28 protein-coding genes are annotated in these 25,669 nt (G+C 57.0%); 24 read left to right on the forward strand and 4 right to left on the reverse strand.

All coding sequences use genetic code 11. The annotated features are described in order from the left end of the window. Nucleotides 1-10: 10 nt before the first annotated feature. Nucleotides 11-742, reverse strand: a complete 732-nt coding sequence (locus tag AC2FIB_RS03055; RefSeq protein WP_496733179.1) for a FadR/GntR family transcriptional regulator — start codon at nt 740-742, stop codon at nt 11-13. Nucleotides 743-828: 86 nt separating this feature from the next. On the opposite strand from AC2FIB_RS03055, the gene AC2FIB_RS03060 reads away from it, so the two are divergent. From AC2FIB_RS03060 to AC2FIB_RS03145, 18 genes are all read left to right on the forward strand, one after another. Beyond that, complete coding sequence (locus AC2FIB_RS03060) at nt 829-1,620, forward strand: DUF2182 domain-containing protein (protein ID WP_496733180.1); 792 nt, start codon at nt 829-831, stop codon at nt 1,618-1,620. 4 nt (nt 1,621-1,624) lie between these two features. Continuing rightward, nucleotides 1,625-2,329: a DUF1326 domain-containing protein gene (locus tag AC2FIB_RS03065; protein WP_282118485.1), complete on the forward strand. Its 705-nt coding sequence runs from the start codon at nt 1,625-1,627 to the stop codon at nt 2,327-2,329. Next, complete coding sequence (locus tag AC2FIB_RS03070) at nt 2,329-2,835, forward strand: DinB family protein (RefSeq protein ID WP_496841716.1); 507 nt, start codon at nt 2,329-2,331, stop codon at nt 2,833-2,835. Before AC2FIB_RS03065 ends, AC2FIB_RS03070 begins: the two co-directional genes overlap by 1 nt. After that, nucleotides 2,836-3,939, forward strand: a complete 1,104-nt coding sequence (locus AC2FIB_RS03075) for a dimethylsulfoniopropionate demethylase (protein WP_496733182.1) — start codon at nt 2,836-2,838, stop codon at nt 3,937-3,939. It abuts the gene before it with no gap. 58 nt (nt 3,940-3,997) lie between these two features. Next, nucleotides 3,998-4,993 carry an acryloyl-CoA reductase gene (acuI, locus tag AC2FIB_RS03080; protein WP_472723727.1) on the forward strand — a complete coding sequence of 332 codons (996 nt, stop codon included), beginning with the start codon at nt 3,998-4,000 and terminating at the stop codon, nt 4,991-4,993. A gap of 185 nt (nt 4,994-5,178) precedes the next feature. Further along, nucleotides 5,179-5,742, forward strand: a complete 564-nt coding sequence (frr, locus tag AC2FIB_RS03085; RefSeq protein WP_058271567.1) for a ribosome recycling factor — start codon at nt 5,179-5,181, stop codon at nt 5,740-5,742. Nucleotides 5,743-5,751: 9 nt separating this feature from the next. Continuing rightward, nucleotides 5,752-6,483, forward strand: a complete 732-nt coding sequence (gene uppS, locus AC2FIB_RS03090; RefSeq protein ID WP_109311554.1) for an undecaprenyl pyrophosphate synthase — start codon at nt 5,752-5,754, stop codon at nt 6,481-6,483. Further along, nucleotides 6,480-7,262: a phosphatidate cytidylyltransferase gene (locus AC2FIB_RS03095; RefSeq protein WP_496733183.1), complete on the forward strand. Its 783-nt coding sequence runs from the start codon at nt 6,480-6,482 to the stop codon at nt 7,260-7,262. Before uppS ends, AC2FIB_RS03095 begins: the two co-directional genes overlap by 4 nt. After that, the gene (dxr, locus tag AC2FIB_RS03100; protein WP_496841717.1) at nt 7,262-8,434 is read left to right on the forward strand and encodes a 1-deoxy-D-xylulose-5-phosphate reductoisomerase; all 1,173 of its coding nucleotides are present in this window, start codon (nt 7,262-7,264) and stop codon (nt 8,432-8,434) included. The genes AC2FIB_RS03095 and dxr overlap by 1 nt, the downstream gene beginning before the upstream one ends. A 4-nt stretch (nt 8,435-8,438) precedes the next feature. Continuing rightward, on the forward strand, nt 8,439-9,791 hold the full coding sequence (gene rseP, locus AC2FIB_RS03105; protein WP_496841718.1) for an RIP metalloprotease RseP: 1,353 nt from the start codon (nt 8,439-8,441) through the stop codon (nt 9,789-9,791). 89 nt (nt 9,792-9,880) lie between these two features. Continuing rightward, a complete protein-coding gene (locus tag AC2FIB_RS03110; protein ID WP_496733186.1) occupies nt 9,881-10,009 on the forward strand; it encodes a hypothetical protein in 129 nt (42 codons plus the stop codon). A 124-nt stretch (nt 10,010-10,133) separates the two neighbouring features. Next, nucleotides 10,134-12,494, forward strand: coding sequence for an outer membrane protein assembly factor BamA (gene bamA, locus AC2FIB_RS03115; protein ID WP_496841719.1), 2,361 nt, complete (start codon nt 10,134-10,136; stop codon nt 12,492-12,494). A gap of 7 nt (nt 12,495-12,501) precedes the next feature. Beyond that, nucleotides 12,502-13,086 (forward strand): OmpH/Skp family outer membrane protein, encoded by a 585-nt coding sequence (locus tag AC2FIB_RS03120; RefSeq protein WP_496733188.1) that lies wholly within the window; start codon nt 12,502-12,504, stop codon nt 13,084-13,086. Between the two features lie 72 nt (nt 13,087-13,158). Next, entirely contained in the window at nt 13,159-13,632 is a 474-nt protein-coding gene (gene fabZ / locus AC2FIB_RS03125; RefSeq protein WP_496733189.1) for a 3-hydroxyacyl-ACP dehydratase FabZ, read from the forward strand. Next, on the forward strand, nt 13,629-14,414 hold the full coding sequence (lpxA, locus tag AC2FIB_RS03130; protein WP_496733190.1) for an acyl-ACP--UDP-N-acetylglucosamine O-acyltransferase: 786 nt from the start codon (nt 13,629-13,631) through the stop codon (nt 14,412-14,414). Before fabZ ends, lpxA begins: the two co-directional genes overlap by 4 nt. Before the next feature lie 3 nt (nt 14,415-14,417). After that, nucleotides 14,418-15,212 (forward strand): LpxI family protein, encoded by a 795-nt coding sequence (locus AC2FIB_RS03135; RefSeq protein ID WP_496733191.1) that lies wholly within the window; start codon nt 14,418-14,420, stop codon nt 15,210-15,212. Further along, nucleotides 15,212-16,378 carry a lipid-A-disaccharide synthase gene (gene lpxB / locus AC2FIB_RS03140; protein ID WP_496733192.1) on the forward strand — a complete coding sequence of 389 codons (1,167 nt, stop codon included), beginning with the start codon at nt 15,212-15,214 and terminating at the stop codon, nt 16,376-16,378. The genes AC2FIB_RS03135 and lpxB overlap by 1 nt, the downstream gene beginning before the upstream one ends. Next, nucleotides 16,371-16,946 carry a hypothetical protein gene (locus tag AC2FIB_RS03145; protein ID WP_496733193.1) on the forward strand — a complete coding sequence of 192 codons (576 nt, stop codon included), beginning with the start codon at nt 16,371-16,373 and terminating at the stop codon, nt 16,944-16,946. The genes lpxB and AC2FIB_RS03145 overlap by 8 nt, the downstream gene beginning before the upstream one ends. A 10-nt stretch (nt 16,947-16,956) precedes the next feature. Here AC2FIB_RS03145 and mnmA read toward each other — a convergent pair whose 3' ends face one another. Beyond that, nucleotides 16,957-18,102: a tRNA 2-thiouridine(34) synthase MnmA gene (gene mnmA / locus AC2FIB_RS03150; protein WP_496695423.1), complete on the reverse strand. Its 1,146-nt coding sequence runs from the start codon at nt 18,100-18,102 to the stop codon at nt 16,957-16,959. A gap of 127 nt (nt 18,103-18,229) precedes the next feature. Between mnmA and sciP the strand changes: the two genes are divergently transcribed. From sciP to AC2FIB_RS03175, 5 genes are all read left to right on the forward strand, one after another. Beyond that, nucleotides 18,230-18,523: a CtrA inhibitor SciP gene (gene sciP, locus AC2FIB_RS03155; RefSeq protein WP_496733194.1), complete on the forward strand. Its 294-nt coding sequence runs from the start codon at nt 18,230-18,232 to the stop codon at nt 18,521-18,523. Nucleotides 18,524-18,605: 82 nt separating this feature from the next. Further along, a complete protein-coding gene (ctrA, locus tag AC2FIB_RS03160) occupies nt 18,606-19,322 on the forward strand; it encodes a response regulator transcription factor CtrA (protein WP_496733195.1) in 717 nt (238 codons plus the stop codon). Nucleotides 19,323-19,446: 124 nt separating this feature from the next. Beyond that, nucleotides 19,447-21,573 carry an NAD-dependent DNA ligase LigA gene (ligA, locus tag AC2FIB_RS03165; RefSeq protein WP_496733196.1) on the forward strand — a complete coding sequence of 709 codons (2,127 nt, stop codon included), beginning with the start codon at nt 19,447-19,449 and terminating at the stop codon, nt 21,571-21,573. Next, nucleotides 21,570-23,660: an ATP-dependent DNA helicase RecG gene (gene recG, locus AC2FIB_RS03170; protein ID WP_496733584.1), complete on the forward strand. Its 2,091-nt coding sequence runs from the start codon at nt 21,570-21,572 to the stop codon at nt 23,658-23,660. Before ligA ends, recG begins: the two co-directional genes overlap by 4 nt. A 111-nt stretch (nt 23,661-23,771) precedes the next feature. Further along, nucleotides 23,772-23,894 (forward strand): hypothetical protein, encoded by a 123-nt coding sequence (locus tag AC2FIB_RS03175; protein ID WP_255414864.1) that lies wholly within the window; start codon nt 23,772-23,774, stop codon nt 23,892-23,894. A 186-nt stretch (nt 23,895-24,080) separates the two neighbouring features. Here AC2FIB_RS03175 and AC2FIB_RS03180 read toward each other — a convergent pair whose 3' ends face one another. After that, nucleotides 24,081-24,719, reverse strand: a complete 639-nt coding sequence (locus tag AC2FIB_RS03180) for a MarC family protein (protein WP_496841720.1) — start codon at nt 24,717-24,719, stop codon at nt 24,081-24,083. 59 nt (nt 24,720-24,778) lie between these two features. Next, nucleotides 24,779-25,231, reverse strand: a complete 453-nt coding sequence (locus AC2FIB_RS03185) for an iron-sulfur cluster assembly scaffold protein (protein ID WP_496733197.1) — start codon at nt 25,229-25,231, stop codon at nt 24,779-24,781. 48 nt (nt 25,232-25,279) lie between these two features. On the opposite strand from AC2FIB_RS03185, the gene hisI reads away from it, so the two are divergent. Then, the gene (hisI, locus tag AC2FIB_RS03190) at nt 25,280-25,669 is read left to right on the forward strand and encodes a phosphoribosyl-AMP cyclohydrolase (protein WP_496733198.1); all 390 of its coding nucleotides are present in this window, start codon (nt 25,280-25,282) and stop codon (nt 25,667-25,669) included.

The following is a 25,669-nucleotide window of genomic DNA, read 5'->3' on the forward strand; positions in this document are numbered from 1 at the left end:
TTCATTTTCCTTACGCCGGATTACGTCGCTGCTGCGCCACGTCTTGCGCCAGTTGCCTTGTGTAACTCTCAAGCTCAACTAGCGTCGCGTCCACTTTGGTCGACTCGCGATCTTCCAGCGCGTCGGCGATCTGATTGTGGAAGGCAATAATTGCTTCCCGGGACCGCGCTGTGAAAGTGATCATGTTCATCAGCGGCTGCATGGCTTCGACCGCGCCGGCCAGTTGATAAGACAGTACGGGATTGCCGGCACCATCAACCAGCGCCCGGTGAAACGCCACGTCCGACGCGCAGAATGCCTCATCCGTCAGGCCGGGTTGGGATTGGCGGTGAACTTCGGCTCGCATGGTGGCCAACTGATCCGCTGTACGGCGCTGTGCGGACAAGGCGGCGCAGGCGCGTTCGAGCGCGAAGCGCGCTTCGCAGGCGGTGTCGAAACTGACTGCATTCATCGACAGTAGCAGGGTCGAGGTCGTGATCTGTTGGGAATACGCGCCCTCAAAACTCAACCGGTTCACAAATGCACCACCGCTTGCACCACGTTGCGTGCGGATCAGGGATTGCGCTGCAAGACGCTTCAATGCCTCCCGCACGGTTGGGCGAGATACCTGGAATTGCTCGGACAATTCCGCCTCGGAGGGCAAACGTTCATCCACGATCAATTCGCCCGAAATGATTGCGTCACGAATGGCCTGAGCGATCTGCGCAGACAGATCAGCAGGCTTCTTGGGGTCAATTTTCATATTCTGGGGACCGTTGGTGAATTTTTATTTGTCTGACATTTAAAAGTCTGACATTTGAAAAGCAAGGACTGAGTCGGGAGGAGCGCGTGAGTCGCACAGTTCTGCGCACTGCATTTTGGCTGGGGTTTTATGCCCTGATCCTGTCCGCGTGGTGGGTCATGTTCACCATGGGCCGCGACATGGATCTGGATTGGATTGGTCGCCCCGGCCCAATGGGTCAGGCCATGGCGGCCATGGACCCGCGCATGGACATGTATATGCCCATGGCCGAATTTGGCCCGCTGTTCTGGATGTGGGCTATCATGATGGCGGCGATGATGCTGCCGACGCTCGTGCCGACGTTGCGCAGCTATGACGATCTGATCCGCAGCGCCAATGGCTCGCGCGCAGGTTGGTTGGGTGTTCTGTCCGGGTATCTGGTCGTCTGGGTTGGCTTTGCAGCTTTGATCACCGGTGTTCAGTTGGCGCTATTGTTTGGTGGGGTCGTTGACATGCTCGGCATTGGTAAATCCGGGTATTTCGCAGGCGGCTTGATGATCGCCGTCGGCGCATTTCAGTTCACCCGCGCGAAAGAGGTCTGCCACGGAGTCTGCCATGCCCCCATGACCTATTTTCTGGGGCACTGGAAAACCGGGTTCACTGGCGGTTTGCGCATGGGGCTGGGACTGGGCGCATTCTGTGTGGGCTGCTGCTGGGGCTTCATGGCGCTTGGTTTTGTTGGCGGTGTCATGAGCCTGTTGTGGATGGGTCTCGCGACCCTGTTCATGGTTTTGGAGAAACTACCCCAGATCGGGCACGCAGTGACCCGACCGATGGGATTTGCATTGATTGCGGGCGGTCTTGTTCTGCTCGTCTATCCAATAAGCTACGGAGGATAAGCCTATGGCTAAGAACAGAAAACCCGAGGCCGACAAGCTGCCGATCAGTCAGCGCATTGATAGCCGTATGCCCAATCCCAAGCGGCGCGAGATGAGCCCGACAGATTGGGCAATCAAAGGCGAATTGATCCTGAACTGCTCGTGCGATGTGTTCTGCCCCTGCGTGGTTTCATTGGGCGCGCACCCTCCGACCGAAGGGCATTGCCACGCGTGGATGGGTATTATCGTCGATGAGGGCCACTATGAAGGCGAAGACCTGTCCGGTCTGAACGTCGGGTTGTTGGTCGATATTCCGGGCCGCATGGGCGAGGGCCAGTGGAAAGTGGCAGCCTATGTTGACGAACGGGCAAGCGGCAAGGCCTACAACGGCCTGTTGCAAATCTTCAGCGGTCAGGCGGGTGGGACCACTGGATTGTTTACCATGCTAGTCAGCGAGATTATCGGGGCCGAGCGCGCTCCGGTTCAGATTGAACGCGATGGCAACAAACGCCGCATCGCGATCGGCCGCAAAATTCAGGGTGAGATTGAGATGCTGGGCGGCAAGGACCCCGAGCATCCGGTCATGGTGTCAAACTCGAAGTATTGGATGGGTCCGGACATCATCGTGGCCCGCGGCACCAAGTCCAAGGTGCGCGACTACGGCCGTGTTTGGGATTTTGGCGGAAAATCTGCCGAAATCTGCCCAATTGACTGGCATGGGCCAAAGTGATGATCACCGCCGCCTATGCGCAAGAGATGGCCCGATATAATCACTGGCAAAACAGTCAGTTGAAGGGGTTTCTTGCCGCGCTTCCGAATGAGGAACTGACCCGCGAGCGCGGAGCGTTTTTTGGTTCGATCCTGGGCTCGGCAAATCATCTGCTTTGGGGGGACTGGATATGGATGTCGCGGTTTGACAAAGGGCAGGGTCCCGGCGGCGGTATCCCGGAAAGCCCGTCACTTTGCGCCGATCTGGCGGAATGGTTGCCGTTGCGCGATCAGATTGACCAGCGGACAACCCAATGGGCCGCGTCCCTGAATGACGAGGACCTGCGCGGCCCGTTCACATGGTTCTCGGCCGCCAAAGAAGCTGATGTCACGAAACCGTATGCGCAATGCGTCATTCATTTCTTCAACCACCAAACACATCACCGGGGCCAGCTGCATCAAATGTTGACCGAAACAGGTTCTGCTGCACCGGTGAGCGATCTGGTTTTTCTGCCTGAGGAGGCTTAAGTGGCTCAGATCTCACTCTCGCGTCGCCTGCGCCGAACACCTTTTTCGGATGGTGTCGAAGCTGCTGGGGTCAAAGGATATACGGTCTATAACCGTATGTTATTGCCCACTGTTTTTGAATCCGTCGAAGCAGACTACCGGCACTTGAAAAGCCATGTGCAGGTTTGGGATGTCTCATGTGAACGGCAGGTCGAACTGCGTGGGCCGGATGCCGCGCGGCTGATGCAAATGCTAACGCCGCGGGATCTGCGGAGGATGTTGCCCGGTCAGTGCTTTTACGTTCCCATTGTCGATGAAACAGGCGGAATGCTGAATGATCCTGTGGCGGTGAAGCTCTCGGAAGATCGGTGGTGGATTTCGATTGCCGACAGTGACTTGCTGCTTTGGGTCAAGGGCATTGCCAACGGATACCGTCTGGATGTGCTGGTCGACGAACCCGATGTGTCTCCGCTGGCGATACAGGGGCCGAAGGCGGATGATCTGCTGGCCCGTATCTTTGGCGACCGTGTGCGAGACATTCGTTTTTTTAAGTTTGACAAGTTCGAGTTCGAGGGGCGTGAACTCGCAATCGCACGGTCTGGTTATTCCAAACAAGGTGGTTTCGAAATCTATGTCGAGGGTTCGGACATCGGTATGCCCTTGTGGAACGCCCTTTTCGCGGCGGGTGAAGACCTGCACGTCCGCGCGGGCTGTCCCAATCTAATCGAACGGATTGAGGGTGGGTTACTGTCATACGGCAACGACATGACCGACGACAACACGCCGCATGAATGCGGTTTGGGCAAGTTCTGTAACACCCACACGGCAATCGGTTGTATTGGCCGAGACGCTCTGCTGCGCGTGGCCAAGGAGGGTCCGGTTCAGCAAATCCGTCCGATCGCAATCGAAGGAGACGCCGTGCCACCATGCGACCGCCCTTGGCCGGTAGTGGCTGCAGGTAAGCGGATTGGCCAGATTACGTCGTCCGCTTGGTCCCCGGACTTCGACACCAATGTGTCAATCGGTATGGTCAAGCTGAGCCATTGGGAACCCGGCACACGGATCGAAATTGAAACACCGGACGGAATGCGTGGCGCAACCGTGCGAGACAAATTCTGGATATGAATGGAAATTATCAGTTCAGCAAAGGCTGGCGACTGGTTGAAAAGAAAGGAAAGTTGAAATGTTCAATGCGTTGGTAATGGATAAGGACGAAGACAGCGGACTGGCAAGCGCTTCGGTCAAACAGCTTTCCGTTGGGGATCTGCCCCATGGCGAAGTGACAATCGCTGTTGAGTATTCAACCGTGAACTACAAGGACGGCCTTTGTATGTCGCCGAAGGGCGGCGGGCTGGTGCGCAGCTATCCGCACGTGCCCGGCGTTGATTACAGCGGCACGGTCGAGGCGTCCTCGGACGATCGTTATAAGCCGGGCGACAAGGTCGTTTTGACCGGCTGGCGCGTGGGTGAAGCGCATTGGGGCGGATATTCCCAAAAAGCCAACGCCCTGGCCGACTGGCTGGTTCCCTTGCCCGAAGGTCTGGACACGCGTCAGGCCATGGCAGTTGGCACGGCCGGTTTCACAGCGATGTTGGCGGTTATGGCGCTTGAGGATCAAGGCATGCAGCCGGGTCATGGTCCAGTCCTTGTTACCGGGGCCGCTGGTGGTGTTGGTTCGGTTGCGACCGCCATTCTGGCCAATTTGGGCTATGAGGTGGCTGCCGTGACAGGCCGGCCAGAGGCGGGTGAATATCTGAAATCACTCGGCGCCACCACGATTGTCCCACGCGAGGATCTCAATGAAACCGTGAAACGCCCGTTGGAAAGCGAGTCCTGGGCCGGGTGCATTGACGCGGTGGGGGGCGAGATGTTGGCCCGAGTGCTGGGTCAGATGAAATACGGTGCCTCAGTCGCAGCCGTTGGTCTGGCCGGAGGGGCAGGGCTGCCCGCAAGCGTCATTCCGTTCCTGTTGCGCGGTGTCAACCTGCTGGGCATCGATAGTGTGATGCAGCCCTATGACAACCGCGTTCGCGCATGGCAACGCGTCGCAACCGACCTGCCGATGGACAAGCTTGAGGCAATGGTTCATCCCGCGACGCTGAGCGATCTGCCTCAATTGGGGGCGGATATTCTGAAAGGGCAGGTCAAAGGCCGTGTTGTTGTCGATGTAAACGCCTGATTCCTATGCACATGATTGAACCGGCTGACATCAATGTTGGCCGGTTCAGTTGCCATTGAAAGAACCCGAAAATGCCAGAAACACCTCTGGTCATTGGCTCAATTCCGGATCATCATTGCTATACATCCCAATTGCGATGGACTATGAGCCATGCAAACATCACCTGAAGACGGGGAGTGAGCAGCATGTCTGACGATTTTGAACTAGACACCGACGATCTGAAGCGCCGTATGGATGGCGCCATGGGCAACCTGAGAACTGAATTCGCTTCCTTGCGAACGGGCCGTGCGTCGGCGTCAATGCTGGAACCGGTTATGGTTGATGCCTATGGATCGATGACCCCGATCAATCAGGTCGGCACCGTGAATGTCCCCGAACCGCGCATGGTGACGGTGAATGTGTGGGACAAGGGCCTTGTGGGCAAGGTTGAAAAAGCGATCCGCGAAAGTGGCTTGGGTATCAACCCACAGCTGAACGGCACAATCATCATGCTGCCGATCCCCGAATTGAACGAAGAACGCCGCCGCGAGCTGGGCAAGGTTGCCGGGCAATATGCCGAGCACGCCCGTGTTTCGATCCGTAACGTCCGTCGCGATGGCATGGATCAGATCAAGAAAGCCAAGGCTGACGGCATGTCAGAAGACGATCAGAAGTTCTGGGAAAGTGAAGTCCAGGACCTGACCGACCAGATGATCAAGAACGTCGACGCCGCGCTTGAAACCAAGCAGGCCGAGATCATGCAGGTCTGAGCCCGCATTATGCCTGACACAACTCAACCCTCACCAGCTATCGGGCCACGCCACGTAGCCATCATCATGGATGGGAACGGGCGGTGGGCACAGGCGCGCAACCGGCCCAGGCTGTTTGGGCATCAGGCCGGTGCCCGGCGCGTACGAGAAGTGGTTGAGGCCTGTCCGGAATTGGGCATCAAGTATCTGACCGTTTTTGCCTTCTCGACCGAGAACTGGAAACGGACCCAGGTCGAAGTCGCCGGTTTGATGAGCCTGTTTAGACGGTACATCATCAAAGAAGCACGCAACCTGACCAAAGCAGGTGTGCGCGTGCGCTTTATCGGCGATCGGGTTCGTCTGGATTCCAAGCTGACGGAACTGATGGACACTTTGGAGGTTGCAACCCAGCACAACGATCTGGTGCACTTGACCATTGCGTTGAATTACGGTGGGCGGGATGAGGTTGCCCGGGCGACCAAACGGCTGGCGCGAGACGTGGCCGAAGGCCATCTGCGCCCTGAGGACGTGGATGAAGAAACTCTGCCCAAGTATCTGGATACGCACGTTCTTCCCGATCCGGATTTGGTGATCCGAACCAGTGGCGAAGCCCGTATATCCAACTTTCTTTTGTGGCAATCGGCCTATTCGGAATACGAATTCATCGACACGCTCTGGCCCGACTTCACCTCGGCCGAACTGGAACGGCTGTGCCGGAACTTTGGAAGCCGTGACCGGCGGTTCGGAGCGGTTCCGGCATGAGCGAGGGCCGATGGTCTGACCTAACCGCCCGTGTTCTGTCTGCTGCGGTGCTTGTGTGCATCGGCTCGGTCGAAGTGTGGCTAGGCGGCCTGTGGTTCGAAGCCTTTATCGCAATCGCCTGCGGATTGATGACCTGGGAACTGGTGCGGATGATCGATCCGGACCGCAATGGTGTAGCGATCCAGTTGGGCATCCTCACCGGTGTTGCTGTCGTGCTCAGCTATCATCTTCCGCCGCTTTATACGCTGCCATTCCTGCTTGCGCCGGCCTTGGTCGGGGCAGGGCAGATCAGTCGATCCAAGGGGATCTACGCGCTTTTCGCTTTCTGGATTGCTGCATCGGGTCTGGGCTTCATCTCAATCCGCGAGAACATGGGGTTCGGCTGGATGGTCTGGCTGATCTCGGTGGTCGTGGCAACGGATGTTGCAGGATACTTTGTTGGCAAAACCTTTGGCGGCGCTAAGTTCTGGCCAAAGGTCAGCCCAAAAAAAACATGGTCGGGCACCGCAGGCGGGTGGGCAGCAGCAGCTGTGGTTGGCACGATCTTTGCTGTGCATGCCGGCTTTGGCGTCATGTTTGTGGTGATTTCGGTACTTGCGTCGATGGCCAGTCAGGCCGGGGACATTGTCGAAAGCGCAACAAAGCGCAAATTTGCGGTCAAGGACAGCTCGAACCTGATACCAGGTCATGGCGGGTTTCTGGATCGCTTTGACGGCATGATGGGCGCGGCCCTGTTCGTTTTGATAGCCGGGATTTTCTATTCCCCCGGAGCGATGTGATGCGCAAAATCTCAATCTTCGGCGCGACCGGATCAATTGGGCAAAACACGATTGATCTGATTGATCGCGACCCCGCGTCCTATGACGTCGTCGCTCTGACGGGCGGGGCGAATATCGAAAAGCTGGCGGAAGATTCCCGGCGTTTGAACGCCGATGTGGCAGTTACGGCCTATGAAAACCGGCTGGATGATCTGCGCGCGGCCCTTGCGGGTTCGGGCGTCGAAGTGGCCGCTGGTCAAAATGCGCTGACGGAAGCTGCGGCACGGCCTGCCGATTGGGTTATGTCGGCCATTGTGGGCGCCGCTGGTCTGGAGCCGGGTCTTGAAGTGCTCAGGCAGGGCGGCACGCTGGCGTTGGCCAATAAGGAAACGCTTGTCTGCGCCGGTGCGTTGGTTCTTGAGACTGCCAAGGCGAACAATGCGCGGCTTTTGCCGGTCGACAGCGAACACTCGGCCGTTTTTCAGGCGCTTGTCGGCGAGGACATGGCCGCGGTCGAGCGTATCATCATCACAGCAAGTGGCGGCGCGTTCCGTGACTGGCCACTGAGCAAACTGGCACATGCAACAGTCGAGCAAGCCTCGAGCCATCCGAACTGGGATATGGGGCAGCGGATCACAATCGACAGCGCGTCTATGTTCAACAAAGCGTTGGAGTTGATTGAAACCAAAGAATTCTTCGGCGTGTCTCCGGATCAGATCGAAGTGCTGGTGCACCCGGAATCCATCGTTCACGCCTTAGTCGGGTTCCAGGACGGCGCTGTCATGGCCCATATGGGCGCCCCGGATATGCGCCACGCCATCGGGTACGCTCTGCACTGGCCCGATCGGAAGGACTTGCCAGTCGAACGGCTGGATCTTGGAAAACTGAGGCAGCTCAGGTTCAGTGAACCTGATGAGGCGCGGTATCCCGCGCTGCGCTTGGCGCGCGCCGTGATGGAACGCGGCGGCCTGTCAGGTGCTGTGTTCAACGCCGCCAAAGAACGGGCGTTGGATCGGTTCGTCGCGCGCGAAATAGGTTTCCTTCAGATGGCCGAGATAGTCGAGGCCGTTCTGGACAGATTCGAGGCCGCAGGTGGCCTTATTGATGCCCCTTTAACTCTTGATAACGTGCTGCAAACGGACCATTTGGCACGTACATGGGTAGATGACATCGTCATCCAACGAGCAGGATAAAATTTTGGACGTACTTTCTCTGATCCCTCAGTTTGGCAATTTGCTGTACACGATCATTGCCTTTGTCATCGCACTTTCGGTGATCGTCGCGGTGCACGAGTACGGCCATTACATCGTTGGACGCTGGTCCGGTATCCATGCCGAGGTGTTCTCGGTCGGGTTTGGCCCGGTTCTCTGGAGCCGCATCGACAAACGCGGCACGCGATGGCAGATCGCCGCACTGCCTTTTGGTGGGTATGTCAAATTCCTGGGCGACGCGAATGCGGCGTCGGGCAAAGACGAAGCCGCGATGGAGGAAATTACCGAGCAGAGCCCGGAGGATTTGCGCCGCACTATGCATGGGGCACCTCTTTGGGCCCGGTCGGCCACAGTTGCAGCAGGTCCGGTTTTCAATTTCATCATGTCGATCCTGGTGTTTGGTCTGATTTTCCTGACCCAGGGTGTGACTAAGGACCCACTGACCGTTGGGACCTTGCACCCTTTGCCTGGCACTGTTCAGCAATTGCAGGACGGTGACGAAATCGTCGCCATTGGCGGCGTTGCGGTGCCCGATTTCGACGAGGAGGGCGCATGGACCGACTTTGTTGACGCGCTGCCGGTGGAACCGGTTTTGGATTATACGGTCATCCGCGATGATCAGACCATGGATGTGACCGGTCCCTGGCTGTTTCCGCCCCTGATTCAGCAGGTTACGCCTCGTAGTGCGGCCATGGATATCGACCTTAAGCGTGGTGATGTCATCACGTCGGTCAATGGGGACCCGATCTTTGCATTTGATCAGTTGAAAGAGCATGTCGAAGGGTCCGACGGGAAAGTTCTGTTGCTGAATGTCTGGCGCGACGGGGCAGATCTTGAGTTCGCACTTGCCCCGCGCCGTACGGACGAACCGCAGTCAGAAGGCGGCTTTATTACACATTGGCGCATCGGTATCGTTGGCGGGATGATGCTGGAACCCGCGACCGAGGCGGCCGGAGTTCTTGAATCCATTTCGGGTGGTGCGCGTCAAACCCTGCGCATCATAGACGGGTCGCTGTCGGGTATCTGGCACATGGTTACGGGGGCCATCAGCACCTGCAACATATCCGGCCCGATCGGAATTGCGGAAACCTCGGGGGCGATGGCCAGCCAAGGTGCGCAAAGCTTCATCTTCTTTATCGCTGTGTTGTCTACGGCTGTCGGGCTGTTGAACCTGTTTCCGATCCCGGCACTGGATGGCGGGCATCTGGTGTTCTACGCCTATGAGGCCGTGGCAGGTAAACCACCAAGCGACGGCGTACTGAAGGTTCTGATGGGGGTAGGGATATCGCTGATCCTTGGCCTGATGATCTTTTCCGTGTCCAATGATCTGTTCTGCTGATTGTGGTGATATGCGCCAACAAAAGCCGCAATTTCGCCCCAATCCGCGCTTAATTTGACTGCGTCTAAATTTTTGTGTCAGAGGCTCAAATGACAAAGACGCTGCGGAAATCTTTTCAGAGCTTTAGTTTTGTGGTCGCGCTGAATCGGGACGTTTTGCTGTTTTTCGGCGCGACTGCGCTAGCCATCGCCGGTTGGGCGTTTGTAGTCAGTATGTGATTCTCGCTAAAATTTCAACACGACTGGTAGCGGCCCACTGGGCCGCTTTGTGTTTTCGTCTTTTGACAAGGAAACCTAATCTCGCTACTCAACAATAAAGTCCTAAAATTCGGGTAGAAAAAAAATGACTGATAGGCGAGGCGCAGGCACATCCTGCGGGGGGCAGAAGCCAGCAAACAATATTTTGTGGCAGACGCTACGTATTTTTTCTTTTGTTTTTGTAGCAAGCTTTACCTTCCTGCCGGAGGTTGCGCGCGCGCAAAGCTACACTATCAATGCGTTCGATGTTGAGGGTAACAGGCGGATCGAAAGTTCGACAATTATTGCCCGGACTGGAATTCAACCCGGCCAGACAGTGACCGCCGGACAGTTGAACGATGCGTTTCAGCGTTTGCTTGACAGTGGTGTTTTTGAGACAGTTGAGCTGACGCCGCGCGGTAACACTCTCGTGATTGAAGTCGAAGAATATCCGACGATCAATCAGATCAGCATCGAAGGCAATCGTCGCGTAAAAGACGATCTTCTGCTTGAGGCCATCAATTCTCAGCCCCGCCGGGTTTTCACACCACAGCTTGCTGAAGCGGACGCGGATCAGATCGCTGAAATCTATTCAGCGCAAGGCCGTGTTTCCGCAACCGTCATCCCACGCATCATTCGCCGCAGCGACAACCGCGTCGATCTTGTCTTTGAAATTGCCGAAGGCACCACGATCGAGGTTGAGCGTGTCAGCTTTGTTGGTAACCGGGCATACTCAGACCGCCGCTTACGCCGGATACTGGAGACAAAGCAGGCCAACATTCTGCGCACGTTCCTGCGCGGCGACACGTTTATCGCTGACAGGATCGAGTTTGATAAACAAGTCATCCGCGACTTCTATCTGTCGCGCGGATACGTGGATTTCCGCGTGAATAGCGCAAATGTCGAATTTACCCGCGAACGTGACGCGTTCTTCCTGGTGATGAATATCACAGAGGGACAGAAGTTCTCGTTCGGCAAGATTTCGACCGTCAGTGAAATTCCCGGGGTGGATCCCGCCGCATATCAGGCAGCGTTGAAAATCCGTCCAGGCGTGACCTATTCCCCGTCTCTGATTGAAAGCTCGATCGCTCGCCAGGAACGGTTAGGTTTGAAACAGGGTGTCGATTTCTTGCGGGTCGAACCGCGGGTCACGCGTAACCCACGTGATCTGACGCTGGACGTTCAGTTTGTTCTGACCAGAGGTCCGCGGATCTTTGTTGAACGTATCGACATCGAAGGCAACACAACGACACTGGACCGCGTGATCCGCCGCCAGTTCGATACGGTCGAAGGTGATCCGTTCAACCCGCGTGAAATCCGCCAGAGTGCTGAACGTATCCGTGCCCTTGGGTTCTTTGCCGTGGCAGATGTTGAGCCGCGCGAAGGGTCCACGCCCAGCCAGGTGATTGTGGATGTGGACGTCGAAGAACAGCCCACCGGCTCGCTGAGCCTCGGTGGTAGTTACTCGATTTCCGACGGTTTCGGGATTGCAATTGGCCTGAACGAATCCAACTTCCTGGGTCGTGGTCAAAACCTTGGCTTGACCCTTTCGACGGCGCAGGATTCCGAGCAATACATCATTAACTTCACCGAACCATATTTGCTGGGTCGCCGGTTGCAGTTCGATCTTGGTCTTGGCCTGGCATCGACGAATTCGAGCTTTGCAAGCTACGATACCAAGCGCGTCTTCTTCGAGCCGCAGCTGAGCTACGCGATCAGCGAATTGTCTTCGCTTCGTCTCCGCTATGGTTGGAACCGCAGCGAGATGACTCAGCAGGATGACGAAGTGAACGGTGCTGTTATCGCTTCGGAAATCGAGCAGGGTAAGCGGACATCGAGCACGCTGGGCGTATCCTACCTCTATGATAGCCGACGCGGTGGCCTGAACCCCAATGCGGGCGTTTTGTTTGAGGTCGGCGTTGATGCGGCCGGTCTTGGCGGCGACAACGAGTTCTACAAAACCACAGCGCGCGGCATCGCGCAGACACGTGTCCTGAACGAGGAAGTTGTTCTGCGGGCATCGATGGAGGTAGGTGCACTGCATTGGCAGGGCGACGATTTCAGCCGTGTGATCGACCGCTTCTTGATTGGTCCGAACACGTTCCGTGGCTTTGAACCTGCGGGTCTGGGCCCGCGTGACCTGTCGAACGGTCAGGACGATGCGATCGGTGGTAACTATTACTGGGTTGCTCGCTTTGAATCAGACTTCCCGCTTGGCTTGCCCGAAGAACTGGGTCTGCGCGGCGGTGTGTTCTACGATGTTGGTAACGTCTACAACATCAACAACGTGAACACCGCTGGAGCCGACATTGTTGGCGCGGACGGGTCTATCCGCCACGTGATCGGTGTGTCCGTTCTGTGGGAAACGCCTTTTGGGCCTCTGCGGTTCAACTTCTCCAAAGCTTTGAAGAAAGAAGACTTCGACAAGGAACAGAACTTTGACCTGACCGTTCAGGCGCGGTTCTGATCGCCAGATGCTGAACTTGATAAAATTGACTGCACAGGGCCCATTTCGGGCCCTGTGCGTTTTTCTGGCGCTGGCCTGCGTGTCGACCGCTCAGGCGCAGCAATTAGGTGTTCCTCAGGCAAATGTTCTGACCCTGTCCAGTGACCGGTTGTTTTCAGAGTCGCAATTCGGTCGGCGCGTCATGCACGAGATCGAACGTGAAGGCGCATTGTTGGCCGACGAGAATGAACGAATTGTCGCTGAACTGAGCAGGGAAGAAAAAGACCTGACCGAAAAGCGCGCAGAACTGCCAACCGAAGAGTTTCGCCCGCTGGCCGAGGCGTTCGACAACAAGGTTCAGACACATCGCGAAAGTCAGCGCGCCAAACTGGACGCCCTTGCGCGCCGAAGCGAAGAAGCGCGGCAGACCTTTCTGGTTCTTGTGCAGCCGATCCTGATCGAGTTGTTGCGCGAATCCGGGGCGTCGGTTGTTATCGAACGTTCCAATGTCTTTCTCAGCTCGGACCGAACTGATGTGACGGACACGGCAATTGCGCGGATTAATGAACAGATTGGCGATGGCAGCCAACTTGAAGACGAAAGCAAAGAATAGGTTTGCTTGCCCTTAAGGCGCGGTGTTGCTAACCACGCGTCAAAGAGAAATCCAGAACGGGACGACTGCACTATGACCACGGAAACCAAAAGCGCAGACATTCAGCTGATCCAGCGGATATTGCCTCACCGCTATCCGTTTCTGCTGGTCGACAAGGTCGTAGATATCTCGGGCTTTCAATCGGCTGTTGGCATCAAGAACGTCACCATGAACGAGCCGCATTTCCAAGGGCATTTTCCGGGAACCCCGATCATGCCGGGAGTGACCATTGTCGAGGCGATGGCACAGACCGCAGGGGTCATGCTGGGGGTGGGCATGGATGTGATCGACAGCGAACTGCTGATCTATTTCATGAACATCGACAAATGCAAATTCCGTCGCAAGGTGATCCCGGGCGACGTGCTTGAGATGCATGTCGACACGGTTCGCGGTAAAAAGGGTGGCAAGATCTTCAAATTCAGTGGCCGTGCTACGGTCGAAGGAGAGGTCGCGGCCGAGGCTGAGTTTTCGGCCTATGTCGATTGGGACATGGAAAAGACCACATGAGCGGCATCCATCCAAGCGCAATCATCGAAGAAGGCGCGCAGATTGGTGAAGGCTGCGTCGTAGGTCCGTTTTGCTATGTCGGTCCTCAGGTCAAGCTTGCGGATCGGGTCGAGCTGAAATCGCATGTTGTGGTGACCGGCGATACCTCGGTTGGTGAAGAGACCGTGATCTTCAACTTTTCGGTCATTGGAGAGATCCCGCAGGATCTGAAGTTCGGCGGTGAGAATACGCGCCTTGAGATCGGCAAACGCACCCGGATTCGCGAACATGTCACGGTGAATACCGGGACCGATGGCGGCGGTGGCGTTACGCGGATTGGGGATGATTGTCTGCTGATGGCGGGCGTGCATGTGGCCCACGATGTCCAGATCGGCAATCGGGTAATCATGGTGAACCATGCCGGCGCAGCGGGTCATTGCATCATTGAGGATGACGTGATTGTCGGTGGTATCTCTGGATTGCATCAGTGGGTCCGCGTCGGGCGCGGCGCGATCATCGGCGCGTTGACCATGGTTCCGAATGACGTGATCCCATATGGCCTGGTTCAGGCGCCGCGTGGCGAACTTGACGGCCTGAACCTCGTCGGCCTCAAACGCCGCGGTGTCTCACGCGACGATATTGCCGCTTTGCGGGCGGCCTTCCGCGAACTGTCTACTGGCGATGGCACATTCATGGAGCGCGCGCATCGGGTCGGCGCGGATAACGAAAGCGAATACGTTCAGCGGATCGTCGATTTCGTGACCGGACATTCGGATCGGTCTTTCCTGACACCGGGGAAATAAACCATGCTGGCGTTGATTGCGGGAACAGGCGTTTTGCCGGGTGAAGTGGTCGCGCAGTTGCCCGACCGCCCGGTGGTCTGTGCGATGGAGGGCTTCGGCCCGGATACTCTGACCCCGGACGTCGAGTTTCCATTGGAACAGGTTGGAAGCTTTATCGCCGACATCAAGGCGCAAGGCGTGACCCAGATCTGCATGGCGGGTGCCGTGGGGCGTCCGCCCATTGACCCCGCGCGGATTGATGCAGCTACATTGCCTTTGGTCCCAATCCTGCAACAGGCCATTATGTCTGGCGATGACGCGGCGCTACGCGCTGTCATCGGCATTTTTGAGGATGCAGGTCTGGAGGTTAAGGCAGCTCATGAAATCGCACCGAACCTTCTTCCGAAACTGGGGTGTCTGACGAAGGCGCAAGCGTCCGAGACTGATCTGGCTGATGCCGACCGCGCCTCGGGCATCGTGCGGGCGATGGGGGTTGCGGATGTGGGGCAGGCCTGCGTGGTTTCAAAACGGCAGGCGCTGGCGATTGAGGGTATCTTCGGCACTGCATGGATGTTGCAGTCTCTGACTCAGCGCCCCGATGCGGGCGGCGGCATTCTGTTCAAAGCCCCGAAACCAGATCAGGACGTTCGTGCAGATCTGCCTGCGATCGGGCCTGATACTGTGTCTGGCGCAGTTGCGGCGGGGCTGTCGGGAATTGTGATCGAAAAGGGCGGTGTTCTTGTGCTTGAGAAAGACCGCGTGATTGCGGAATGTGACCGGCTGGGCCTGTTTTTGTATGTCCGCGAGCGGACGAACTGATGCGGGTTTTCGTCGTCGCCGGTGAACCTTCGGGGGACCGGCTTGGCGGGGCTTTGATGGAAGGCCTTCGGTCTCTGGTACCCGAGGTTGAATTCCAAGGCGTCGGCGGTCCGTTGATGCAGGCGCAGGGGTTGGACAGCCTTTTTCCCATGTCCGAATTGTCGGTCATGGGACTGGTCGAGGTTCTCCCCAAGTTCTTTCACCTCAAACGTCGGATTTCTGAGACAGCGCAGGCTGTTCTGGATAGCAATCCAGATGTTCTGATCACCATCGACAGTCCGGATTTTTCGCTGCGTGTTGCCAAGCTGGTCAAAGCGCAAAGTACTATCCGCACGGTTCACTATGTCGCCCCCAGCGTCTGGGCCTGGCGTCCCGGGCGTGCGGACAAGATGGCCAAGGTCATCGATCATGTGCTGGCGCTGTTGCCGTTCGAGCCGCCTTATATGCAGCGCGCGGGGATGGAATGTGACTTTGTCGGGCACCCGGTGGTCAGCGAACCAGCGGCGACCGAACAAGACATTCAGGCTTTTCGCGAGGCCTACGGTCTAGGCCAAGCGCCCATTGTTCTGGCCTTGCCCGGTTCGCGGCGGGGTGAGGTGGATCGTCTGGCTCCGGTCTTTGGTCAGGCGTTAATCGAGTTTGTGAAACAGCGCCCCGACACGCGCGTGGTCGTACCAGCCGTGGCCCATATGGTTGATGCGGTCACTGAGCATGTTCAGGACTGGCCAGGGTCGCCCGTCGTAGTTGATCCGCGGGACTTGCCCTCGGACCAGGCGCAGGCGCAGAAAAGGGCGGCGTTTTCTGCGGCTGACCTTGCGCTGGCAGCGTCTGGTACAGTTTCGTTGGAACTGGCGGCACAGGCCACTCCAATGGTGATAGCCTATAATCTGAACTGGCTGACGACTCTGATCGCAAAGCGTATGGTGAATTTGGACACGGCGACCCTTGTCAATCTGGTGTCTGAAACACGCGCGGTTCCTGAATGCCTGCTGGATGATTGCGAGCCGGACAGGATTGCCTCGGCCCTCTCAGACGTGGCCACCAGTCCAGATGCGCAGCGCAGCGCGATGGACGTGACCATGGACCGTTTGGGGCGCGGTGGCGAAGCGCCGGGTCTGCGCGCCGCCCGAGCGGTTTTGAACAAGCTGCCCAATCGCCATGATTGAACACATCCTGTTCGCATTTTCCGCGGCGATCGTGACCGTATCAACTAACCTGGACAATCTGGTCATCCTTTTCGGCCTGATCATGGTGATGGAAACGCGCCGGGCCGTCTTTGGCTTTGCCGCGGCGCAAATGATAATTCTGTGCCTGTCGCTTGTGATTGCCAGCGGGTTGGATCACAGCCGGTTTCTGAATTGGGTCGGTTGTCTTGGGATTATCCCGTTGTCTCTGGGCCTTTATGGCATTTGGCAGCAACGGAAAGGGTCGGGCGGGCGTCAACTGCCCGATACTGGGGCCATCACCTCGGTCGTCGCGCTGTTTTTGACGCTATCGATTGATACGCTTGCGGCTATGACTCCGCTGTTCGCGGATTCGACGCCAGCGTTTCGGTTGACGGCCTTGATCGGGGCCGGGTGTGCACTGGCAACACTAATCGGAATTGCAAGTTGGGGCGCACCACGCGCACAGGTTTTAGGGCCGCGTTTTGCCCGCCTTGACAGGATTGCACCTTACATCATGGTGGCAGTCGGACTGTATATTCTGGTGAACAGCCCGACCGACGTCTTGTGATCCGGGTGCCTCAGTAACCGCGCCAGATCCAGCCGCCGCCGTATATGCGGCTGCTTTCATTGGAGTAGAACACACAGGCCTGACCGGGCGAAATGCCTTCCTCGGGAGTCAGCAATTCGACTTCGGCAGTCGTTTCAGACAGAGGTCGGATAATCGCCTCGCGCGGCGGGCGGGTCGACCGCACCTTGACCGACAGGTGCCATTCGTCACGCGACGTAAAAGGTTCATCCCCCAGCCAGTTGATCTCGCGCACCGGAACGGTCCGGGTCGCCAGCAGCTCTTTCGGGCCAACCACAACCTGCTTTTTGTCTACGTCCAGCTTCACCACATACAAAGGCTCGCTCAGCCCGCCGATACCCAGACCACGGCGCTGACCGATGGTGTAGTGGATGACGCCATTGTGCTGCGCCAGCACCCGACCGTCGGAATGTACGATCTCACCTGGTTCCGCCGCACCGGGGCGGAGCTTTTCGATCACGCTGGCATAGTTGCCATCGGGCACAAAGCAGATGTCCTGACTGTCGGGCTTGTCCGCCACCGATAGACCATATTGCGCGGCCATCTCTCGGGTTGCGTCTTTCGATGGCAGGTGGCCCAGAGGAAATCGCAGAAAGTCCAACTGCTCAGGCGTCGTGGAAAACAGGAAATAAGATTGATCCCGGTTCGCGTCCTCGGCGCTGTGCAGTTCCGGCCCGTTCGCGCCCATCTTGCGCTGGATATAGTGACCAGTCGCCATGCAGTCGGCTTCAAGGTCCTTAGCGGTTTCCAAAAGGTCCTTAAACTTCACGCGCTCGTTGCACCGGATACACGGGACCGGAGTCGCTCCGGCCAGATAGCTGTCGGCGAATTCGTCGATCACGGCATCTTTGAAGATGTTCTCGTAATCCAGAACGTAATGCGGAAAACCGCGTTCCTCTGCCACGCGCCGCGCGTCATGGATATCAATCCCCGCGCAGCACGCGCCTTTCTTGGCCAAGGCCGCGCCGTGGTCATACAGCTGCAGCGTCACGCCAACCACGTCATAGCCCTGATCGGCCAGATAAGCGGCAACAACTGAGCTGTCGACGCCGCCGGACATGGCAACAACCACCCGCGTCTCTGACGGGGGTTTGGCAAAGCCAAGCGAGTTCAGCGGTGTCTCGGTATCGAGGGCCATGACGATTCCAGTGCGTTAAGAAAGACCGGCAGAATATAGGAAAATTCTACACACTCTCAAGGGGCGGTTTCACGCGGCATTAAGTAGGCTGTTGTCAGCTTTGTCGCAGCTGAAAAAGGGTCAAGAGATGTATTTGCACAAAGTCGAAGGGCCAAGGTCCGTAACCCTTCCGGATGGAACGGTTTTATCGCGAAACGATCTGCCACCTGCAGAGACGACCAGATGGGTCGCTTCGCGCAAGGTCATTGTGGTGCGCGGCGTTCTATACGGGTTGATTTCGTTGTCGGACGCCAAAAAGCGGTATGGGCTTAGTGATGAAGAGTTCAATTCCTGGGTTTCTGCGGTCGCGGAACACGGAACGGACGCTTTGAAAGTGACGGCATTAAAAAAATATCGACAACCTAAAGATGAAGGTGAATAAATGATTCAACGGTAACGTCAGGTTAACCATTTTTGAGCAGTCTCAATTTGAATTGTTAAATTGACCCAAATTGGAGCAGTAAATGCGTATACTTCTTGTCGAGGATGATCCAACCACGTCGAAAAGCATTGAGCTGATGCTGACGCACGCCAACCTCAACGTCTATGCGACGGATCTGGGCGAGGAAGGCATCGATCTTGCCAAACTGTACGACTATGACCTGATCCTTCTGGACCTGAACCTGCCGGACATGAACGGTCACGAAGTATTGCGGCAGCTGCGCATCGCGCGTGTTGAAACCCCCATCTTGATCCTGTCGGGCGCTGACGATACCGAAAGCAAGATCAAAGGTTTCGGTTTTGGCGCTGACGATTATATGACCAAACCGTTCCACCGCGAGGAACTGGTCGCTCGTATTCACGCGATCATTCGGCGGTCCAAAGGGCACTCGCAATCTGTCATTCATACGGGCCGCGTCGCGGTAAATCTGGACGCCAAAACGGTTGAGGTCGAAGGCAAGGCTGTTCATCTGACTGGCAAGGAATACCAGATGCTCGAACTGCTCAGCCTGCGGAAGGGCACAACGCTGACCAAAGAGATGTTCCTGAACCATCTTTATGGCGGTATGGACGAGCCCGAGTTGAAAATTATTGACGTTTTCATCTGCAAACTGCGCAAAAAGCTCAGCAATGCGACCGGCGGCGAAAACTATATCGAAACCGTCTGGGGCAGGGGTTACGTGCTGCGCGATCCCCAAAGCAACAGTCTGGACGAACGTCGGATCGCCGTCGGTGCGTGACTTCAAATGAATTCTGGTCACCGTTGGTCCAGGGCGGCCGCCTCACTCACGTAACAGCACATCTGGACCTGGCCATGCCCTCGCCCTATCACTGGGTTCACAGACAAAGTGACAGGGCGAGGGCATGAGCGACACAATTGCGGTAACAGAACTGACGGAAGATCAGGCACGTGCCGAGCTGGCGCGGCTCGCGGAATTGATTGCGCGGGCCAACATGCTGTATCACGCCGAGGACGCCCCCGAGATCTCGGATGCGGACTACGATGCGCTAAAGCGGCGAAACGTGGACATCGAGGCACGTTTTCCTAAGCTGAAACGGTCCGACAGCCCCACAGATCAAGTGGGCGCAAAACCGGCAGAGGGGTTTTCAAAACTCGTACATGCCGTCAGGATGATGTCCCTGGGCAATGCGTTCAACGATGAGGACGTTTCGGATTTTGACCGATCGATCCGCAAATATCTGGGATTGAGCGACGCGGCCGAGCTGGGTTTTACTGCTGAACCCAAGATTGACGGTCTGTCCCTATCGCTAAGGTATGAGCAGGGGAAACTCGTGCAGGCGGCGACCCGAGGCGATGGCGAGATTGGTGAAAACGTGACTGCGAACGCGCGGACGATCTCGGACATTCCGCACAGCGTCAAAAACGCTCCGGAGGTTCTGGAGGTGCGCGGTGAAGTTTACATGTCGCATGAAGACTTCGACAAGCTGAACGCGCGACAGACAGAGCTGGGCGAAAAGGTATTTTCAAATCCACGAAACGCTGCCGCAGGGTCGTTGAGGCAGCTTGACGCGAAAATCACACGCTCCCGTCCGCTGCGGTTTTTCGCTTATGCCTGGGGTGAGTTGTCAGCCCCCTTGGCCGATACACAAATGGGTGCCATTGAACGGTTGGCGGAATTCGGTTTCTCAACCAACCCACTGACAGCGTTGTGCGAAACGACAGATCAGATGATCAAGCACTACCGTAGCATCGAAGCGCAACGCGCAACGCTTGGCTATGACATCGACGGAGTTGTCTACAAGGTGAACGACTTGGCGCTGCAGGCGCGATTGGGGTTCAGGTCCACCACGCCAAGATGGGCTATCGCACATAAGTTTCCAGCAGAACTGGCGTGGACAAGGCTTGAGGCCATCGACATTCAGGTGGGTCGTACGGGTGCGCTCAGCCCGGTTGCCCGGCTGCACCCGGTAACTGTTGGTGGCGTCGTCGTGTCCAATGCTACGCTGCACAACGAAGACTACATTGCTGGTCGTGACGCAAAGGGTGGTACGATCCGCGATGGCAAGGATATCAGGGTCGGTGATTGGGTGCAGGTTTATCGCGCGGGCGATGTGATCCCCAAAGTGGCGGATGTGGATGTTTCAAAACGCCCTGAGGATGCGCAGCCTTATGATTTTCCCACAACCTGTCCGGAATGCGGCAGTGATGCGGTTCGGGAAGAAGGCGATGCCGTTAGACGCTGCACCGGTGGGATTATTTGCCCGGCCCAGGCTGTTGAAAAATTGAAACATTTCGTATCTCGGAAAGCGTTCGATATCGAAGGGTTGGGCGCCAAGCAGATTGAAATGTTTTACGATGACCCGGACTTGCCAATTAAAACCCCGGTGGACATCTTTACACTGCAGACCAGAGATGCGGCCAATCTCAACAAGCTCGCCAACCGTAAGGGTTGGGGCGCGCAAAGTGCCGGGAACCTTTGGGCTGCAATTGATGAAAAACGCCAAATCCCATTCGGACGCCTTCTTTTTGCATTGGGCATTCGACATGTCGGAGAGGCCGCATCGAATCTGATCGCGAACCACTATGGCGCCTGGACAGAATTTGAACGCGCCGTCACCGCAGCCGCTGATTTCGAAGGTCCTGAGTGGGACGAGCTTTTGGGTATTGATGGCGTAGGTGACGTCATGGCGCGCGCGTTGGTTTCGGCATTTGCTCAGGACGCAGAACGCGCCAGCATCGACGCTTTGGTCGCGCAATTGGACGTGCTGGACGCCAAACGACCCGACACATCGGGTAGTCCGGTGGCTGGCAAGACGGTTGTCTTTACAGGGTCACTTGAAAAGATGACCCGCGCCGAAGCCAAAGCCCGGGCCGAGGCACTGGGGGCCAAGGTCTCTGGCTCGGTCAGCAAGAAGACCGATTTGCTGGTTGCAGGCCCGGGTGCGGGCTCCAAGGCCAAGAAGGCAGCAGAACTTGGTATCGAGACGCTGGACGAAGATGAATGGCTGCACCTGATCGGCACCGCATGAGCGGCCGCCCTGAAATCCTGTTTCCCCTTTTCGCGGGGCTCGAGACTCTGGAGGGCGTTGGCCCCAAGACTGCGCAGACAATGGTGCAGGCGGGGATCGAGTCGCCGCGTGATGTGCTGTTCGGCTTGCCCTACGCTGTCGTGGACCGCAGGCGGCGCGATACAATCCAAGGGGCTGATCTGCCAACGACATTGACGGTTGAGGTCACGGTCGGTACCCACCGACCGTCGCGAAACAAGGGCGGGGCCTACCGCGTTCACGTCGAAGACACGCAGACCGAGTTTCAGTTGGTCTTTTTCCACGCGCGTGGCGACTATTTGAAAAAAGTTCTACCACAAGGCAGCCGTCGTGTGATCTCTGGCAAGCTCGAACTGTTCGACGGCATGGCGCAGATGGTCCATCCAGATCACATGCTACCCATGGAAAGCGCGGATGACATTCCTGAGTTCGAGCCGGTTTATCACCTGACGCAGGGCATCACCCAAAAGACGGCGTACAAGGCGGCACGTAGCGCATTGACCCGCGCACCACAGCTGGCCGAATGGATTGACCCTGCGCAAGTGTCAAAACAGGGCTGGGCGGATTGGGCCACGGCTGTATCCGCGGCGCACAATCCACAGGGGGCAGATGACGTAGCTGCGCACGCGCCAGCCCGTGAACGCCTTGCCTATGACGAACTGTTTGCCCATCAGGTGACACTGGCTTTGGCGCGACAACGCGAGCGGAAGGCCCGGGGCATCGTGAGCGTCGGCACTGGTGCTCTGCAAGCTAAAGTTCTTGCTAATCTGCCTTACAAACCCACCGGGGCCCAGGCGCGGGAGATCAAGGAAATAACCGCCGACATGGGCTCGGACGCACGGATGAACCGATTGCTGCAAGGCGATGTGGGCGCAGGGAAAACCTTGGTCGCCTTCATGGCACTTCTGGTCGCGGTCGAGGCTGGTGGACAGGGTGTCATGATGGCGCCGACCGAGATTCTGGCCAGGCAGCATTTGGAAGGCCTGCGCCCGCTTGCCGAAGAGGCCGGAGTCGTTCTGGAAATCCTGACGGGACGGGACAAGGGCGCCGAACGGCGTGCAAAGTTGGCCGCCCTAAAGCAGGGCGATATTCACATCCTTGTCGGCACCCACGCGGTGTTTCAAAGCGATGTGGAATTCCGCGCCCTGCGACTTGCCATTGTGGACGAACAGCACCGGTTTGGGGTCCGACAAAGGATGGAGCTGTCCGAAAAAGGGCAGGGCGCGGATGTTCTGGTGATGACCGCGACACCGATTCCGCGCAGCCTGGCTTTGGCGCAATATGGGGACATGGACGTCTCTGTTCTGGATGAAAAACCACCAGGGCGGAAACCGATCAAAACGGCGATTATCAGCACCGACCGTATGGATGACGTCGTGGCGCATTTGCGTCGGGCTATCGATGAAGGACGTCAGTGCTATTGGGTCTGTCCGCTGGTCGATGAATCCGAAGTCTCGGACCTGACGGCAGCGGAAGAGCGGTTCAAACGGCTGCGTGCCATACTGGGCGAGGGTATTGTAGGCCTGGTCCATGGCCAGATGCCCGCGTCCGACAAGGATGCCGCAATGGCCGCGTTTCAAGAGGGCCGAACAAAAGTACTTGTTGCCACGACTGTAATCGAGGTTGGCGTGAATGTTCCGAACGCCTCGATCATGGTGATCGAACGGGCTGAGATATTCGGGTTGGCTCAACTACACCAGCTGCGCGGCCGCGTTGGACGGGGTGAGGCGGACTCGACCTGCTTGTTGATGTATCAACCCCCGCTCAGTGAAGGTGGGCGCAAACGGCTGGAAGTTCTGCGTGAGACCGAAGACGGGTTCCGGATATCAGAGACTGACCTGCAGATGCGCGGCGCAGGTGACCTGATCGGTACGGCCCAATCCGGGTTGCCTAAATTCCGGATTGCGGACCTGGAACGCCAGGCCGGATTGATGGCTGTAGCACAGACGGACGCACGCAATTTGCTTAGCAAAGACCCGACCTTGGCCACGGAACGTGGGCAGGCGGTGCGTGTTCTACTTTGGCTTATGAAACAGGATCAGGCAATCCGTTTAATTTCAGTGGGTTAGCAATTTCGTTCTATAAAGTTCACAAATGTTCTCAAAAAGTTCTTTACCGACTCAGCGAAATATGAGAACAAAAGGTCAACAAAGGATTAAAACCCGACCGGAGGTGAGACCATGCTGACTCAGATCAAGACCGCCATAAGCCGTTCGCATTCCACGCTATTGCAGGATGCGGCAGGTGCGGTGTCATTGGTGGTGATGCTGGTGGTTGCCCTTCACCTTCCCGGAGCGTTCTGACCCTTTCTGCCTGCGATCTCGTGCCGAAAACTCCGCGCCGTCGTCCCCATTTCTGTCAAGGGTGACCTGCCTGTCCCAATTCCCTTGAAAGGGCCATGCCTCGGCCCTGCGCGGAAATCCGGATCCCACGCGAGACACGCATTGCCTACCGCCGCCCTTTCCGCCCGGAAGGAGCGGCGGTTTTTTTTACAACTGTCCGGTTTTGAAGATTTCGAGCATCGCCGACAGCACGGAATTCACTGCAACCGATGCCAGGATCATCCCCATGATGCGGCTGATAATGGCGGCACCGGAATGGCCAATCAGTCGAATGATCGGTTCGGCCAGCAGCATCAAAACAAAGGCGATGGCCACGACAGACAACATAACCAGTGCCGTGATGCCTTGATCCGCCACGCTGAACCGGTTGTTGTCAGTCAGGATAACCACGGCCAGCATTGCACCCGGCGACGCCAGTGAGGGTACCGCCAACGGAAAGATCGCGGGGTTGGGCTTGTGGAATTTGTCTTCCTGATCGTCTTCTGCTGCTCGTTGTTCAACCTCTTGTTTGCTTTCGCCAAAGATCATCGTCAGGGCGAACAGGAACAGGATGATCCCTCCGGCCACTTGGAACGAGTTCAACCCGATATCCAGCGCCTCGATCAGCAGTTGTCCAAAGACAAGGAAGAACAGCAAAACCCCGGCACTTATGAACGCCGCCAACAGGGCTGTTTTACGACGCGCCGCCGCCCCAAGCCCGGCTGTAACGGCGATAAAAACGGGAATTGTTCCAATCGGATCAATAACGACCCACAGGGTAACAAAATGTTCCAGAAAACTATTCAAACCAAATTCTCCCCAAAACTTTGGCGGAGGTTAGATGGGTTTGAATTGAATTACCATCTTCAGGCGCAGTTGGCCTGTTCGGCTTGTTCCATAGCTTCAGCAGTAGCATCCAACGCCAGCAGAATCGAAGCGTGCCGGTTCTTGTAATCACGCGCAGGCATAAGAACTTCCAGCCCGTTAAACGGTGCGTCCGGAGCAGGGCCGTCTTTCTTCAGCATAGCCGACAGTTGATCCCGCGCGGTTTCGATTTGCGCGCGCGTGGTTCCAATTACAGCGGATCCAACGACCGAGGCCGAGGCCTGACCCAGGGCGCAGGCCTTAACGTCCTGACCAAAGTCGGACACGTGACCGTCCTCAACCTTGACGTCCACGGTCACGGTCGACCCGCACAATGGCGAGCGTTTCTTGACAGTCGCATCAGGGTTTTCCAGACGTTCCAGATGCGGAATGTCCGCAGCCAGAGCCAGAATGCGCCCGGAATACAGCTTTATCAGGTCGTTCTCGCCAGACATGGCTTTCCCTCGTTGCGTGTTCCCCATACATAGTGGCCATCCACAGGGATGCAAAAGGTTTTTACAATGTCCGAGACCGTCACTTTCGATCTGACTAGCCTGAAGTTTAACGACGCCGGTCTGATCCCAGCGATCGCACAGGATGAAGCCTCTGGCGAGGTGTTGATGATGGCGTGGATGAACGCAGAAGCGGTTGAAAAAACTCTTGAAACGCGCCGCGTGACGTATTGGTCGCGTTCACGTCAGTCGTTCTGGATCAAGGGCGAAACCTCGGGGCATGTTCAGGAACTGATCGATTTCCGCGTCGATTGTGATCGCGACTGCCTGCTGGTCCTGGTGCGACAGACCGGCGCTGCCTGCCACACTAACCGACGCACCTGTTTCTACACCGCAGTGCGGGATGGTGAAGAGGTCGAGCTAATGCGGCCGATGGACTAG

It is taken from the genome of Ruegeria sp. YTSA072, from assembly GCF_059610285.1.